14 protein-coding genes are annotated in these 15443 nt (G+C 66.3%); 6 read left to right on the plus strand and 8 right to left on the minus strand.

All coding sequences use genetic code 11. The features are described from left to right. The 4 genes from AAG799_RS10795 to AAG799_RS10810 form a co-directional block, all read right to left on the minus strand. Positions 1-887: CCA tRNA nucleotidyltransferase (locus AAG799_RS10795; protein ID WP_341895839.1), on the minus strand; the 887-nt coding region annotated here is incomplete at its 3' end. 10 nt (positions 888-897) lie between these two features. Next, positions 898-1152 carry a hypothetical protein gene (locus AAG799_RS10800; protein WP_341895840.1) on the minus strand — a complete coding sequence of 85 codons (255 nt, stop codon included), beginning with the start codon at positions 1150-1152 and terminating at the stop codon, positions 898-900. Beyond that, positions 1149-1820: a CoA pyrophosphatase gene (locus tag AAG799_RS10805; RefSeq protein WP_341895841.1), complete on the minus strand. Its 672-nt coding sequence runs from the start codon at positions 1818-1820 to the stop codon at positions 1149-1151. The genes AAG799_RS10800 and AAG799_RS10805 overlap by 4 nt, the downstream gene beginning before the upstream one ends. Further along, positions 1817-2362 (minus strand): DUF1285 domain-containing protein, encoded by a 546-nt coding sequence (locus AAG799_RS10810; protein WP_341895842.1) that lies wholly within the window; start codon positions 2360-2362, stop codon positions 1817-1819. The genes AAG799_RS10805 and AAG799_RS10810 overlap by 4 nt, the downstream gene beginning before the upstream one ends. 86 nt (positions 2363-2448) lie before the next feature. Between AAG799_RS10810 and AAG799_RS10815 the strand changes: the two genes are divergently transcribed. From AAG799_RS10815 to AAG799_RS10830, 4 genes are read left to right on the plus strand one after another with little or no spacing between them, the layout of a single operon-like run. Next, positions 2449-3447 carry a MoxR family ATPase gene (locus AAG799_RS10815; RefSeq protein WP_341895843.1) on the plus strand — a complete coding sequence of 333 codons (999 nt, stop codon included), beginning with the start codon at positions 2449-2451 and terminating at the stop codon, positions 3445-3447. Beyond that, complete coding sequence (locus AAG799_RS10820; protein WP_341895844.1) at positions 3444-4361, plus strand: DUF58 domain-containing protein; 918 nt, start codon at positions 3444-3446, stop codon at positions 4359-4361. The genes AAG799_RS10815 and AAG799_RS10820 overlap by 4 nt, the downstream gene beginning before the upstream one ends. A 2-nt stretch (positions 4362-4363) precedes the next feature. Next, positions 4364-7141, plus strand: coding sequence for a DUF4159 domain-containing protein (locus tag AAG799_RS10825; protein ID WP_341895845.1), 2778 nt, complete (start codon positions 4364-4366; stop codon positions 7139-7141). 13 nt (positions 7142-7154) lie between these two features. Next, on the plus strand, positions 7155-9257 hold the full coding sequence (locus AAG799_RS10830) for a hypothetical protein (RefSeq protein ID WP_341895846.1): 2103 nt from the start codon (positions 7155-7157) through the stop codon (positions 9255-9257). Here the strand turns inward: AAG799_RS10830 and AAG799_RS10835 are convergent. The 3 genes from AAG799_RS10835 to AAG799_RS10845 form a co-directional block, all read right to left on the minus strand. Next, positions 9254-9637, minus strand: coding sequence for a hypothetical protein (locus tag AAG799_RS10835; RefSeq protein ID WP_341895847.1), 384 nt, complete (start codon positions 9635-9637; stop codon positions 9254-9256). The genes AAG799_RS10830 and AAG799_RS10835 overlap by 4 nt on opposite strands. A gap of 2 nt (positions 9638-9639) precedes the next feature. Continuing rightward, the gene (locus tag AAG799_RS10840; RefSeq protein WP_341895848.1) at positions 9640-10164 is read right to left on the minus strand and encodes an N-acetyltransferase; all 525 of its coding nucleotides are present in this window, start codon (positions 10162-10164) and stop codon (positions 9640-9642) included. A gap of 294 nt (positions 10165-10458) precedes the next feature. Then, positions 10459-11418 (minus strand): LysR family transcriptional regulator, encoded by a 960-nt coding sequence (locus AAG799_RS10845; protein WP_341895849.1) that lies wholly within the window; start codon positions 11416-11418, stop codon positions 10459-10461. Between the two features lie 108 nt (positions 11419-11526). Between AAG799_RS10845 and wrbA the strand changes: the two genes are divergently transcribed. Both wrbA and AAG799_RS10855 read left to right on the plus strand, forming a co-directional pair. Then, positions 11527-12126 carry an NAD(P)H:quinone oxidoreductase gene (gene wrbA / locus AAG799_RS10850; protein ID WP_341895850.1) on the plus strand — a complete coding sequence of 200 codons (600 nt, stop codon included), beginning with the start codon at positions 11527-11529 and terminating at the stop codon, positions 12124-12126. Between the two features lie 60 nt (positions 12127-12186). After that, positions 12187-12918, plus strand: a complete 732-nt coding sequence (locus tag AAG799_RS10855; protein ID WP_341895851.1) for a pirin family protein — start codon at positions 12187-12189, stop codon at positions 12916-12918. A 12-nt stretch (positions 12919-12930) separates the two neighbouring features. On the opposite strand, the gene AAG799_RS10860 is transcribed toward AAG799_RS10855, so the two are convergent. Continuing rightward, positions 12931-15357, minus strand: coding sequence for a DUF3772 domain-containing protein (locus tag AAG799_RS10860; RefSeq protein ID WP_341895852.1), 2427 nt, complete (start codon positions 15355-15357; stop codon positions 12931-12933). Positions 15358-15443 lie beyond the last annotated feature (86 nt).

Below are 15443 nucleotides of genomic sequence, written 5' to 3' on the forward strand. Positions count from 1 at the left end.
TGCGCGTTCGACAGGCGCAGACGCTCGGCCATCGCCATGCCCGCCGCGGCATCGCCGGCCAGCAGCAGGGCCAGACGCGGCCAGACCTCGGGCTCGGCCTGGCTGCCGGCGGCGACAGCCGCCTGCAGAGCGATCAGCCGCCCGAGTGCCGCCGCCTCGAAGTGCGCTTCAGGCAACACGGCAGCCAACACCCCGCTCTGCTGCATCAGCACCAGGGCATCAGCAGCATTGGGCAGGATCAGGATTTTCAGCAACTCGTCGCGAATCCGCTCGCCCGACAGGCGGTCCAGCCGGTCGGACGCCGCGGCGCAGGCGGCCAGCGATGCGGCATCCGGTGCGCCCCGGCCAAAGCGCGCATGGAAACGGAAAAACCGCAGCACCCGCAGATAATCCTCGGCCACGCGGGCAGCCGGATCGCCTATGAACCGTACCAAGCCGGCCGCCAGATCGGCGCGGCCATCGGTATAGTCATAGAGCCGGCCATCGGCGTCGGCATAGAGCGCGTTGATGGTAAAATCCCGCCGCGCGGCATCCTCGGCCCAGTCGGTGCCGAAGACCACGGTGGCGTGGCGACCATCGGTGGCCACATCGCGGCGCAGCGTGGTCACCTGGAAGGTGGCCGGGGGCACCACGGCGGTGACGGTCCCGTGTTCGATGCCAGTGGGAACCGCCTTGAGTTTGGCCTTCTCCAGCCGCCGGATCACCACCTCGGGCGTTTCCGGGGTGGCGAGATCGATATCGGCAGGCCGCAGCCCCAGGATGGCATCGCGCACACAGCCGCCGACAAAGCGCACCGGGGCGCCGCTGGCACCCAGCGCGGCCAACAGGCTGCGGGTCGGCGCCGCCGTCATCCAGTCGACGGGCGGAATCGAATCCGGCAGGGTCACGGTTGCCGCCTCACTGGCCGATACGGCCCGGCACGATGCGGCCATTCTCAAACCGCGCCGGCGCGTAATCGCCGGTCTGCCCGCCGAAGACCAGATCATAGCCCAGGAAGCTGAGGGTCATGAGCACCAGGCCGACGGCGGCCAGCCAGAACCAGGGCGTCGCCTCCGGGCCGTCCTTGCCGCTGCGCTTCACATGCCAGATGTAGAGGCCATAGAGCAGGAACGGCAGGATCAGTGGCAGCAGATGGACGATCAGGCGGCTCATGCGTCGGGCCCCTTTGCCAGCAGGTCGTGCAGGTTGCGCAGCATGCCCGCCGTGGCACCCCAGATGTAATAGTCGCGATAGGGCATCGCCCACCACTGCCGTTCGACGCCGTTGAATACACCTTTGTGCCGCTGGTGATTGCGCGGATCCATCAGGAAGCCGAACGGCACCTCAAAGACCTCGGCCACTTCATGCTGGGCCAGGCTGAGGGCGAAGCCCGGCCGCACCAGGCCGACCACCGGCACCACGGCGAAGCCGGTACCGGTGACATAGGCATCCAGGGCACCCAACACGCTGATATGGCTGCGGTCCAGTCCGATCTCTTCCTCGGTCTCGCGCAGCGCCGTGGCGATTACATCCGGATCCTCGGCATCAACGCGGCCGCCGGGAAAACTGATCTGGCCGGCATGGTTGGACAGATGTGCGGTGCGCTTGGTCAGGATCACCCGCTCGCCGTCTTCATAGGCCACCACCGGCACCAGCACCGCCGCCGGATTGAGCGGGCCGGCCCGGAGCGGCGTGAAACCGGGATTGAGCTGGAAGTCGCCTTTCGCCGCCAGCGTGAAGTCGCGCGGGATCGCATCGAAGCTCGGCACCGGCTGGAGGTGGGTGCGCAAACGTTCGACGGCGGGTGTGCTGTCGATAATTAACGGCGCGGCGGCATTCACGGCATTTCCCCTAACGCAAAAAAGTCGCCGGCGCTTTGCACGCCCAGCATGGTCTTGCCATCGACAACGCGCTCCTCCGCCATCTCGACCAGCTGATAATAGACCGGACGCGCGATCAGCGCTTCCAGCCGATCGCGCACCAGCACATAGGGCGATGGCTCGCCGGTCTGCGGATTTACCGCGATACGCAACGGATGCTCGGCATCCAGCGGCACGATGTCGTCCACATTGGTGCGAAACGCGATCAGGCGCGCATCGCCCTCGTCGGCAACCGTCGCTTCGACAGCCAGGAAGGGAGCATCATCGACTCGGATCGCGCATTTCTCCACCGGTGTCACCAGAACGTAGCTGTTATCTGGCTCGCGCCGCAGGATACTGGCGAATAACTTGACCATGGCAGGTCGCGGAATCGGCGAACCCATATAGTGCCAGCTCCCGTTTCGGGCGATCCGCATGTCGATCTGCCCGCAAAATGGCGGGTTCCACAGATGTACCGGCGGTTTTTTGCGCAATCCATCCTCGCCGCCGAAGCGGGCGATCACTTCCTTGAGACTGGGGCCTTTTGGCGGGGTAGCGGACATATAAGGCATCTGGGCTTTCGTTTCGCTTCTACTATATACTCATTCCCATGCACAATTTGAGCGATACCGCCGAACATATCCTCCCAGAGATCGAACGGGTCGGCGGCCGTCTCGTAACCGCCCGCGATGCGGTCGGCCGGGTGATCTTCGGTCAGGGCGATGTGGTGGAGGAAACTCTCATCACTTTACTGGCCGGTGGCCATGCCCTGCTGGTCGGTGTGCCGGGTCTCGCCAAGACCAAGCTGGTCGAGACCCTGGCCAAGGTTCTGGGCCTCGATGCCCGCCGCGTGCAGTTCACCCCCGACCTCATGCCGGCGGATATCGTCGGCTCCGAGGTGCTGGAGGAAAGCGAAACCGGGCGGCGCTCGTTCCGTTTCATTCCCGGCCCGGTTTTCTGCCAGCTGCTGATGGCCGACGAAATCAACCGTGCCAGCCCGCGCACGCAATCCGCACTGCTGCAGGCGATGCAGGAACGCCAGGTTTCGGTAGCCGGCCAGCGCCACGAACTCCCCGCGCCCTTCCATGTGCTGGCGACGCAGAATCCGCTGGAGCAGGAAGGCACCTATCCGCTGCCGGAAGCCCAGCTCGACCGCTTCCTGCTGCAGATCGACGTGCGCTATCCCGACCGCGAGGCAGAGCGCCGCATGCTGTTCGCCACCACCGGCGCGGCGGAAGAATCGATCCCCACCGTGCTGAACGCCACTGACCTGATGGCCGCCCAGCGCCTCGTCCGCCGTATTCCAGTAGGCGAGAGCGTGGTGGAAGCCATCCTCAATCTGGTCCGTGCCGGCCGCCCCGAGGAAACCGACATTCCCGGACTGGCCGAACTGGTGGCCTGGGGCCCCGGCCCGCGCGCCAGCCAGGCCCTGATGCTGGCAGTGCGCGCCCGCGCCCTGCTGCAGGGCCGCCTGGCCCCCTCCATTGAAGACGTGCTGGCACTCGCCGGTCCGATCCTGCGGCATCGCATGGCCCTCACCTTCGCCGCCCGCGCCGAAGGCGTCACCGTTTCCGACGTCATCGCAAAGCTGACCGCTCCCTTGCGATGACAGCGGCCGTAGCGGCTGGAACAACCGCTAACGCCCGGCGCCAGCGCGCCGAACACTTTGCCGCATTCCTGCCACCGCTGCTGGTGGCCGCCGAACGTGTGGCCGCGACCGTGGAGCAGGGCGTGCATGGCCGCCGCCGTGTCGGCCCCGGTGATGCCTTCTGGCAGTTCCGCCGCTACAGCCAGGGCGATGCACTGACCCGCATCGACTGGCGCCAGACCGCCAAGCGCCAGGTCGCCTTCATACGCGAAAACGAATGGGAAGCTGCCGAAAGCGTATGGCTGTGGCGCGATCCCTCGCCCTCCATGCGCTGGAAATCCAGTCTCGGCATGGAACAGAAGGACGAGCGCGGCGATCTGCTGCTGCTGGCCCTGGCCAGCCTGCTGCTGCGCGGCGGCGAGCGCGTCGCCCTGCTCGGCCATCCGCAGCGGCCGGCCGCAGGCCGCATGGTGATGGAGCGCATCGCCGAGCGCCTGATCCGCTCGCGCTTCGAGACCGCCGAAGCCAGCCTGCCGCCGCAGCAGGTGCTGCCACGCTATGCCCATGTCGTGCTGCTCGGCGACTTCCTGTATCCGGTAGCCGAGATAGCCACCCGCCTGCGCCAGTATGCCGATATGGGTGTGAAGGGCACGCTGCTGCGGCTGGTCGACCCCGCCGAGGAAGACTTCCCCTACAAGGGCCGCACCCGCTTCCTCGGGCTGGAAGGCGAAGACCCGCTGCTGGCGCCGCGCGCCGAAACCATGGCCGATGAATGGCGCAGCACCTTTGCGGCGCATCAGCATGAACTGGCCGAGGTCTGCCGCCGGCTCGGCTGGCGGCATATCAAGCACCGCACCGACCGGCCGCCGCAGACGGCGCTGCTGACGCTCTATCAATCCCTGCAGGGCGAGCGCGCCCTGCCTGTGGGGCGCTGATCATGCTGTCGCTTGGCGCACTGGCCTTTGCCACGCCCTGGGCGCTCGCCGCCCTGGCCAGCCTGCCCGTGTTGTGGTGGCTGCTGCGCATCACGCCGCCGCAGCCCAAGCTGGTGACCTTCCCGCCGCTGCGCCTGCTGCTCCTGCTGCGCCCCAAGGAAGAAACCCCGGCGCATACACCGCTGTGGCTGCTGCTGCTGCGCCTGCTGATCGCCGCCCTGGCGATCCTGGCGCTGGCCGAACCGATCCTCAATCCGCAGGCCGTGCAGCGCGACGGCGAGGCTCTGGTGCTGGTCATCGACGACGGCTGGACCGCGGCGCCGCGCTGGCGTGAAAAGATCGCCCGCGCCGACGCGCTACTGGAAAGCGCCGAACGCGACGGCCGCCCGGCCCTGCTGATCACCACCGCTGCACCGGCCAATGGCGAGGCGATGCAGCCGAGCCAGCTGATGCCGGCCGGCGACCTGCGACCGCTGATCGCAACCCTGCAGCCCAAGGCCTGGGCCAGCGACCGTGCCGCCCTGGTGCAGGCGCTGCAGCAGGCACGGCTGCCCGACAGTGCCGATGTGGTCTGGTTGAGTGACAGCCTGCGCGATGACGAATCCGGTGAGGGCACCTATACGCTGGCCGAGTGGCTGCTGCGCCTGGGCCCGCTCAGTGTCATCACCGCGCCCGACGATGTGGCGCTCGCCCTGTTGCCGCCGGTCACCACCGCGCAGGGCGACAGCGTGACCGTGCGGCGCAGCGGCAATGCGACCGGCGACCAGACGGTGACACTGCGCGCCGTCACCGACCAGGGTCGCGTGCTGGCGCGCGACTCCCTCAGCTTCAGCGGCCGCGCCGAAACCGCCAGCCACAAGCTCGATCTGCCGAGCGAATTGCGCAACCAGCTTTCCCGGCTTGAGATCGAGGAACAGCCCAGCGCCGGCAGCGTGCAGTTGCTGGATGATCGCTGGCGCCGCCGACCGGTCGGCCTGGTCACCGGTGGCGCGGTCGAGACCCGCCAGCCTCTGCTGGGCGATCTGTTCTATCTGGAGCGCGCGCTGACCCCTTATGCCGAGCTGCGGTCCGCGCCGGTTGGCGAGCTGCTGCAGCGTGAGATCGCCGTGGTGGTGCTGGCCGATGTGGCCCAGGTGGTGGCGAGCGAAACCCGCCAGCTGGAGCAATGGATCGACAAGGGTGGCGTGCTGCTGCGCTTTGCCGGTCCGCGCATGGCCGAGGCCACGGATGGCCTGCTGCCGGTCAAACTGCGTCAGGGCGCGCGCCAGCTGGGCGGTGCGCTGTCCTGGTCGCAGCCGCAACGGCTGGGCGCCACGCCGGAAACCAGTCCCTTCTATGGCCTCGCCGGCAGCAACGAGGTTAGCGTCAGCCGCCAGGTGCTGGCCGAACCGGAGGCGCAGCTGGGCGACAAGACCTGGCTGCGACTGGAAGACGGCACGCCACTGGTCACCGCCACCCAGCGCGGCAAGGGCTGGCTGATCCTGGTGCATACCACCGCCAACACGCTGTGGTCAGATCTGGCATTGAGCGGGTTCTATGTCGAAATGCTGCGCAAGGTGATCGATCTGTCGCAGGGCATCACCGGCACCGGCGAAGCCGCCGATACGCCGCTGCCGCCGCTGAGCGTGCTGGACGGTTTCGGTCGTGCTGCCGAGCCCGGCCCCGCCGTGCAACCGCTGCCGCCGCGCGCACTTGCCTCGACCAAACCCAGCCCGCGCCATCCACCGGGCTGGTATGGCCGCCTCGACAGCCGGCAGGCCCTCAACACCGCCAATGCCGAAACCAGATTGCTGCCGGTGACCAACTGGCCATCGGCCGTGACCCAGCTGCGCCTGGATGCCACCTCGCGCGAGATGCATCTGCTGCCCTGGCTGCTCGGCGCAGCACTGCTGCTGTTCCTGGCCGACTGGCTGATCGGGCTGGGCCTGCGCGGCCTGCTGCCGGCACGGCTTACTGACTGGCGCAAGCCGGCCGCCGCCATGCTGGCCGCAACCCTGCTGCTGGCTTCCGGCATCGCTGAAGCCCAGACACGCCGCAATACCAATACGCTCTCGGCGAATGACGAGTTCGCGCTGAAGGCCTCGCTCGACCTGCGGCTGGCCTATGTCGTCACCGGCCAGGCCGATGTCGACCAGCTGAGCCGCGCCGGCCTCTATGGCCTGACCGAAGTGCTGTTCCGTCGCACCTCGATCGAGGCGGCCGAGCCGCTCGGCGTCAATCTGGAAGCCGACGACATCTCGCTGGTGCCGTTCCTCTACTGGCCAATCGTGCCGCAGCAGCCGCAGCTGTCGGATGCCGCGCTGCGCCGTCTCGACCTGTTCATGAAGACCGGCGGCATGATCCTGTTCGACACCCGCGACCAGGCCATGGGCCTGAGCGGCACAGCGGCCAGCCCGAATACCGACAAGCTGCGCCAGCTGCTGGCCCGGCTCGACATTCCGCCGCTGATGCCGGTGCCTGACGACCATGTGCTGACCAAGGCGTTTTACCTGCTGCAGGACTTTCCCGGCCGCTACAGCGGCGGCACGCTGTGGGTCGAGCGCCATCCGGGCGGCGACAAGGATGGCGTCACCTCCATCGTGATCGGCAGCCATGATTTCGCCGCCGCCTGGGCCATCGACAGCAACGGCCGGCCACTGGCGGTCACCGTGCCGAATGCGCCGCGCCAGCGCGAATTTGCCTATCGCTTCGGCGTCAACCTGCTGGTGTACACGATGACCGGCAACTACAAGGCCGACCAGGTGCATATCCCGGCGCTGCTCGAGCGCCTGGGCAACTGAACACCGCAGCAGCATGAACAGCGCCCTTACACTCGATTTCGCCCCGCTGGTCCCCTGGCCGCTGCTGCTGGCCTGCGGCGCCATCGCACTGGTGCTGACCATGCTGGGCCTGTGGCGCCATGCCCGCGGCACGCTGCTGCGTGCGCTGGTGGCGGTGCTGGCCATCGGCACGCTGGCCAACCCGGTGGCGCGCAAGGAAGAACGCAGCACCCTGCCCGATATTGCCGTGGTGGTGGTGGACGAAAGCCCGAGCCAGGGTATCGCCGACCGCCAGCGCCAGGTCGAACAGGCCGAGGCGGTGCTGCGCGAAAAACTCGGCGCCATCGAGAATCTGGAACTGCGCGTGGTGCGCGCCGGCAAGCCGGCGGCCGAAACCGCCGACCGCGACGAAGGCACCCGGCTGTTTACGGCGCTGACACTGGCGCTGAGCGACCTGCCGCGCCATCGCCTGGCCGGCAGCATCCTGGTCACCGATGGTCAGGTGCATGACATGCCGGCCGAGATCGCCGCCGCCCAGGATGTGACCGGCGCGCCGGTGCATGTGCTGCTGACCGGCCGGCCCGATGAGCGCGACCGCCGGCTGGTGGTGCGCAATGCACCCACCTTCGGCATGGTCAACCAGGATCTGAACGTCACCCTGCGGGTCGACGATACCGGCGCGGCGCCCAACGAAATGGCCGAACTGCGCTTCCGCCAGCAGGACGTCGGCGAACGGGTGCTGCAGGTGCCGATCGGGCGCGATGTCACCGTACCCTTCAGGCTGTCACGCGCCGACCGCAGCCTGCTCGAATTCGAAGTACCGCCGATCCCGGGCGAGCTGACGCCGCTGAACAATCGCGTGGCGCTGTCGGTGAACGGCGTGCGCGACCGCCTGCGCGTGCTGCTGGTCACCGGTGAAGTGCATGCCGGCGAGCGCGTCTGGCGCAACCTGCTGAAGGCCGATCCCAATGTCGATCTGGTGCATTTCACGATTCTGAGGCCGCCGGACAAGCAGGATGGCACGCCGATCCGCGAGCTGTCGCTGATTGCCTTCCCGATCCGCGAACTGTTCGAGATCAAGCTGAACGAGTTCGACCTGATCATCTTCGACCGCTACCGGCGGCGCGGCATCCTGCCGACCGCTTACTACGAAAATATCGCCCGCTATGTCCAACGCGGCGGCGCCTTCCTCGAAGTCTCCGGCCCGGCCTATGCCACGCCACTCAGCATCTATCGCACGCCGGTCTCCGAAGTGCTGCCCGGCCGGCCGAACGGCACGATGCGCACCGAGCCTTTCACGCCACAGTTGAGCGCCATCGGCAAGCGCCATCCGGTCACGGCCGGTTTACCCGGCTCGGTGGGCGAAAACGGCCAGCCGACCTGGAGCCGCTGGTTCCGTGTCATCAATGTGGATCTCACACGCGGCACGCCGGTGATGGAAAGCCCGAACCGCGAACCGTTGCTGGTGCTCGACCGCGTCGAAAAGGGTCGCGTGGCGCAGTTCTATTCCGACCATATCTGGCTGTGGTCGCGCGGCTACGAGGGCGGCGGCCCGCAGGCCGAGTTGCTGCGCCGGCTGGCGCACTGGCTGATGAAGGAACCCGACCTGGAGGAAGAGGCTTTACGCGCCGATGCCAAGGGCGGCCGGTTGGAAGTCGAACGCCGCAGCCTGACCGAACGCAAGGAACCGGTGACGGTGATCCGTCCGGACGGCAGCGAAACCCGCCTGATGCTGGAAGAACTGGGCGACGGCATCGCCAGAGGGCGGCTGCCGGTCGAGATGCCCGGCATCTACCGCGTGCGCGACGGCGAGCGCGAAACGGTGGCCACCATGGGTGCGATCAACCCGCGCGAATTCGCCGATCCGCGCGCCACGCCGGCGATCCTGAAGCCGCTGGCCGATGCCAGCCACGGCAGCATCGGCTGGCTGCGCGAGGGTATGCCAGATATCCGCATGGTCGAGAAGCCGACCCGCAGCGCCGTGCGCGAGCAGGCCGGCCGCGGCTGGATCGGGCTGTATCGCCAGAACGACTTCGTGGTCACCGGACTGACGCTGACGCCGCTGGCCCTGCCGCTGGCGGTGCTGACCGCGCTGCTGCTGGCGATGCTGCTGATGTGGCGGCGCGAGAGCCGCTAGCGCGACAGCCGCTTAACGGCTTCCGAAACCGACAGACCAGCCTGCCAACCTGCAGCCTGCCCAGCGGCATTCACCCGCGTCAGCATGCCATGCACCCATGCATCTGCCGCATCACCGATGCGGGCCGAGTCATGACTGTAGGCCGCTGCCGGATAGGGCAGCAGCACCAGCCCGGCCACGCCGGCATCATCCTTGCCGAAGCCAGCATCGTTGAGGAAGCAGCCGCGTAAACTGACGGCGATGGCAAACTCCGCGGCGCTCACCCCGCCATGGCTGCCAGACACCACCAGCCAGCCGGCGTCCTCGCTGCGGATTTCAGCGATGCTGTCGAGCAGAAGCAGGCGACCGCCATTGCCATCGGGCAAGACGGTGCGCGCCATGATTAAGCTGCCGCCTTCTTGCGGCTGGTCTTCACCGGCTTGCCGACCATGCCGCTGACGCCCTGCAGCGCACCCGCCGCCAGTTCCATCACCTGGAACCGCTCGCGTTCGACCCAGCCGGGCATCTCCAGGCCGCGATCGGCGGCACCGACAAAGCCGAAGGGTTCGTAATAGGGTTTGTCACCGACCAGGATGCACAGGCCATGGCCGAGCCGGGTGGCGGTGTAGAGGCTGTGCCGGATCAGGGCGCGGCCGATGCCCTGGCCCTGGTAATCGGGATGCACCGTCACCGGACCCAGCATGATCGCCGGCGCGGCCTGCTCGCCGATGGCGACCGGCCAGTAGCGGATCGAGCCCAGCACCACGCCATCCTCGTCACGCACCACGAAGGCAAGCGCCTTCACATGCGCCACATTCTCGCGCAGCCGGTACACGGTCTTGCGGGTGCGATCCGAGCCGAAGGTGAGATCCAGCAGGGTATCGATCTGGGCGGCGTCGGACGGCCGCTCGGGCAGAATGGGGTACATGAGTTTGCTTCCAGCAACGATTTCGGACACCAGAGGCGGACGGGTGGCCTTAGCCTTCCGTCCGGTTGGCCGGTTCGTGCTCATGGTGGAAGCAGATGTCAGTCGGAGATCGGTAGGCGACAATGACCCAGCTTCAGCGCGCACAAACGGCCGTTACGCACCGCTTTCGCATCATTTGCGTTTGCGGTGCGCTCATACGGGCTCGTCGATGTCGCCACTGGCGGGTCATGACACAAAGTCCTGTTAGGTCGCGAAAGTCGATTAGCATAGCCGGCCGGAGGCGTAAACCCGGTTTCACAGGGATTTCATATCTCCTGGTACACTCTTGGGCCGGGCTGTGTCGGCCAGAACACACTCCCAGGGCGGCTCGGGGCCAAACCGGCTGGCATAGAAATCGATAAAGGCCCGCACCTTGGGGGTCAGGTAACGCTGTGCCGGGTAGACCGCGTAGATACCAAGCGGCGCCGGCTCGTAGGCTTCCAGCAACGGCACAAGCCGACCGGCCGCGATATCAGGCCCGACGATAAAGCTGGGCAACCGGGCGATCCCATGGCCAGCCATCGCGGCATTGCGCAGCGAATCGCCGTTGTTGGTCGTCAGCCGGCCCGAGACTTTCACCGCATAGGGTCCCCCCGGCCCTTCGTAATGCCAGGTGCCGGGCTCGGGCAGGTATTTGTACATCAGGCATTCATGCTGGCGCAGGTCATCGGGTTTGAGCGGCACGCCGGCTTTGCGCAGATAGGATTCCGACGCGCAGGTGATCGGTCGCACCGGGGCCAGACGTCGCGCCGTCAGCGTGGAATCAGCCAGATTGGCGCCGATGCGGATGGCCACATCCACCTCTTCTTCCAGCAGGTCGATGGTGCGGTCGTTGAAGGTGAGATCGACCTTCAGCTCGGGACACAGCGCCAGCAGTTCGGGCAGCAGTGGTGCCACATAGGCCAGGCCAAAGCTCATCGGCAGGTTCACACGCAGCAGGCCGCGCGGCAGGACCTGCAGATTCTGCACGGCGGCATCCACGGCTTCCGCCTCCAGCAACACACGCTGGGCATGATCCAGCACGATGCGGCCGGTCTCGGTCAGCGACAGTTTTCGCGTCGTGCGCTGCAGCAGCTGGGTCCCCAGCCGCTGCTCCAGCCGCGACACCTGCTTGGAGACAGCCGATTTCGACAGTGCCAGTGCTTCGGCCGCGGCGCTGAAACTCTCCAGCTCCACTACCCGGGCGAAAACGGCCAAGTCAGCCAGATGGTCCATATTGTTTCCCATAGGAAACAATAATATTCCAAACACGACATTGTTTCAATTCGAGAAAAGCTTACTTTCGCCTCAACACCAACCCACCCCCTAACTGGAGAAGCGACAATGACCAAGGTTCTGGTGCTCTACCATTCGATGTACGGCCATGTTGAAAAGATGGCCGAGGCGGTCGCCGCCGGCGCCCGGGAAGTCCCCGGCACCCAGGTGACGATCAAGCGCGTGCCCGAGACCATGCCGGAAGAGGCCTTCAAGAAGGCCGGCGGCAAGTGGGACCAGGCCGCCCCGATCGCCGAGCCGGCCGAGCTGGCCGACTATGACGCCATCATTTTCGGCACCGGCACCCGCTTCGGCAACATGACCAGCCAGATGCGCAGCTTCCTCGACCAGACCGGCGGTCTGTGGGTCAAGGGCGCGCTGGTCGGCAAGGTGGGCAGCGTCTTCGTCTCCACCGGCACCGGCGGCGGCAACGAAACCACCGCGAGCAGCTTCCACACCACCCTGCTGCATCATGGCCTGGTGATCGTCGGCCTGCCCTATGCCATTCCGGAGACGATGGACATCAGCGCGGTGAAGGGCGGCTCGCCGCTCGGCGCCGGTACCATCGCCGGCCCGGACGGCAGCCGTCAGCCGAGCGAAACCGAACTGAAGACCGCCCGCTTCCAGGGCAAGCATGTGGCGGGCATTGCCGCCAAGCTGAAGGCTTAACTAAGTCTCTAACTGCGGCGACGGCTGGGATAGGATCAGCCGTCGCCGATGGAGGTTTCCATGATTCATCTTGTTCCTTTCGATGATCTCGGTCGCATGAATGTCGACTGGCTGAACAGCCGGTTCCATTTCAACTTCTCCGGTGTCGAGGCCCCCATGGGCTACGGCTTCGGGCCGCTGCGGGTGTGGAACGATGACGAAATCGCGCCGCATTCCGGCTTCCCGATGCATGGCCACCGCGACATGGAGATCATCACCTATGTCACCAAGGGCGCCATCAGCCATGAAGACAGCCTGGGCAACAAGGGCCGCACCCCGGCCGGCGATGTGCAGGTGATGTCTGCCGGCACCGGCATCATGCATTCGGAATACAATGCCGAAGACGAACTGACGCATCTGTTCCAGATCTGGATCCAGCCGCGCCAGGCGAAGCTGAAGCCGCGCTGGGACCAGGCACAATTCCCCAAGGCCGATCGCGCCAACAAGCTGGTGCCGCTGGCTTCGGGCGAGGAGCCTGTGCTATCGGCCAATCCCGGCACGCTGCTGATCCACCAGGATGCCACGCTGTTCGGCGCCCTGATCGAAAAGGGCCAGAGCGCCACCTACGAACAGAAGGCCGACCGCATGGCCTATCTGGTGGTAGCCGATGGTTCGGTGACGGTGGATGGCCAGCAGGTCGCCACCCGCGCCGGCGCGGCGCTGGTGGGTGACGGCAAGATCGAGATCACGGCCACCGATGGCGCCGAAATCCTGCTGTTCGATCTGCCGCGGCCGACCGGACGCCCGAACTAACTTCGGACTGGATTACTCCTGAGACTTTGGGCGGCCCTGTTCCGACAGGCCGCCCAAAGCTTTTTCAAGCCGGTCGATATCGGCCAGGTGCATCATGGCAGGCGCACCATAGGGCAGGCCGACGCCGCTCTCCTTCAGGCATTTATGGATCGCAAAGCGCAGGTCGCTTTCGATCATGTGCCGCTTCTCCACATCCGCGATATGGCCACGCAGCGCGAACAACAGGGTGCCGGACCCGAAATCCCGGAAGATCACCTGCGGTGCCGGCATGCTGAGAATATCCGGGTGGCTGGTCAGGCAGTTCAGCAGCACCTCGCGCGCCTTCTCCAGGTCGGCGGCATAGGACAGGCTGACGGCGACATCGACGCGGCCCAGCCGGTTACGATGTGTCCAGTTCATCACCGGACTTGAGATCAGCTCCGAATTGGGAATGATCACCGAGGCGCGCGGGAAGGTCTCGATCTCGGTGGAGCGCACATTGATGCGCCGCACATAGCCTTCGCGATCTCCGATCACCACCCAGTCGCCGACCTTCACCGGCCGCTCGATCAGCAGGATCAGGCCCGAAACGAAGTTGTTGACGATATTCTGCAGGCCGAAACCGATACCGACCGATAGCGCACCGGCGATGATCGCGAGATTGGACAGATCAAGCCCGACCACGCCGACGCCAGCCACCATGGCCAGCAGATAGCCGACATAGGTGAGCCCGGTGACCATGGAATTGCGCACACCGGGGTCGATGCCGCTCTGCTGTTCCAGCCGCGCGTTGAGCCCGCCGCTGAGAAACCGGGTCAGGCCGATGCCGATCACCAGCACCACCACGGCGGCAAGGATGTTGCCTAGCGAAATCGTCACCGGGCCGATGGAAACGCCGTAGAACAGTTCCAGCGTGTAGCCGATCAGCGTCGCGCGACTGACGCCCCAGGCAAAAGCCAGGCCTATCAGCAGTAGCATGAACAGCACGATATCGGCCAGCAGGCCGAACAGCAGCTGGCTGGTCGTGCTCAGCGGGCCGCTCAGGCCCAGCGTCTGGCGCCAACTGCGGAAGCGGCTTTCCGGATTCTCGGCCAGATTGGAAAGACCATCGCGCACTGCGCTGCGCACCAGGGCGTAAGCGCCCAGGGTGAGGCACGAACCGAGCAGGCCGTAAGACAGGAAGGCGGCGGCACCGTAGTAGCCTAGCAGCAGGCCGGCGAGCGAGACTAGGTTAAGGCCGAAAACCAGTGCCGCGAACAGCCGCAAGGGCCGCATGTCATCGATCAGCGGTCGCCACAGCCGCGGATCTGAAAATGCCAGATTGGTGATCACCAGGAACAGCGCCACGGCCGCGATCACCATGTCGCGACCGGCAGTTCCGAAATCCGGGACGCGCGAAGGCGCAACCAGCAGTGCGACCAGCACCATGCCGATCGAGAAGGCGGTGACGCGGCGCTGCAGGCGATTGCGCTCCAGTTGCGGCAACGGGATCAGCGCCCAGGCCGGATAGCGCGGCGACAACGTCGCCTGGGCCAGGCCGCGCGCCAGCAGCGCAATGCTGATCGCCTGCATCAGCATGAACATGATGCGGCCGACCAGCCCGTTCGCCCAGTCATTGCCGACCAGCACACCGTAGGTGGCCCACAGCGCCGCCAGCGGCATGGCCGTCTGGCTGATCAGCACCGTGAAAGACGCAATCGTGCGCCGGCCAGCAGAAGGCTCGCCGTCGCTGTCAGGGCGGATGCCATAGGTCTGATGCAGCCAGCGCTGCAACGGGATCAGCAGCACAACAGTGAGTACCGCCACCATGATGATCTGCAATAGCGTGGTATGGCCGGAACGGCGGTTGTCGTCGGCCTGCCACCACTGTTCCGGTGCCGCCATCACCTGCGTGGAAACGGCGCGGATGTCCTCGATGCCATTGCGCCAGAAATTCGGACTGAATGGCGAGGCGCCGCGATAGAGCAATTGCCGGGTGAACTGGCGCCGCGCCTCGTCGGCCACCTCATCCTGCAGGGCTATGATGCGGGTGAGCGCCAGCTCGGCCTGCTTGGCGCTGTCTTGTATCGATTGCAGGCGCACGGCGAGCTGCCGGCGCGACTCCGTCACTGCAGGTGCTTCGCGCGGCTGGCCGGTCGCCGGCGCCGGCCCCAGGGCATCGAGCTGCGTCTGCGTGCCTGTCACCGCCTGGCGGAACTGGTCGCGTTCAATACTGGCATTGACGCGCAGGCGATCCAGATCGGCACGCAGGGCGGCAAAGCCGTCGTCATCCATGCGCGGATCGCGCAACTGGCGCGTGACAGCCGACAGGGCCGCGTTCCAATCGGTCGGCGTCAGGGCGCCGGACGTGCCGGACGCACCGCCGCCAGGCTGGGCCTGGGCCGAGGCAAGCGTGACAAGGACGAGACACAGCACCAGTCCGAAGTGGCGCAGGAACGGCAGGATGCGACGAATTGACATGGCGACTATGGTGAACAGGTTCAGGACAGACGGCGCGAGGCCGGCCAAAGCTATAGCTCAAACCGGGGTTAATTGCTCTCTTTGGC

The organism is Ferrovibrio terrae (assembly GCF_943371255.1).
GTDB classification, from domain to species: Bacteria; Pseudomonadota; Alphaproteobacteria; order Ferrovibrionales; family Ferrovibrionaceae; genus Ferrovibrio; species Ferrovibrio terrae_B.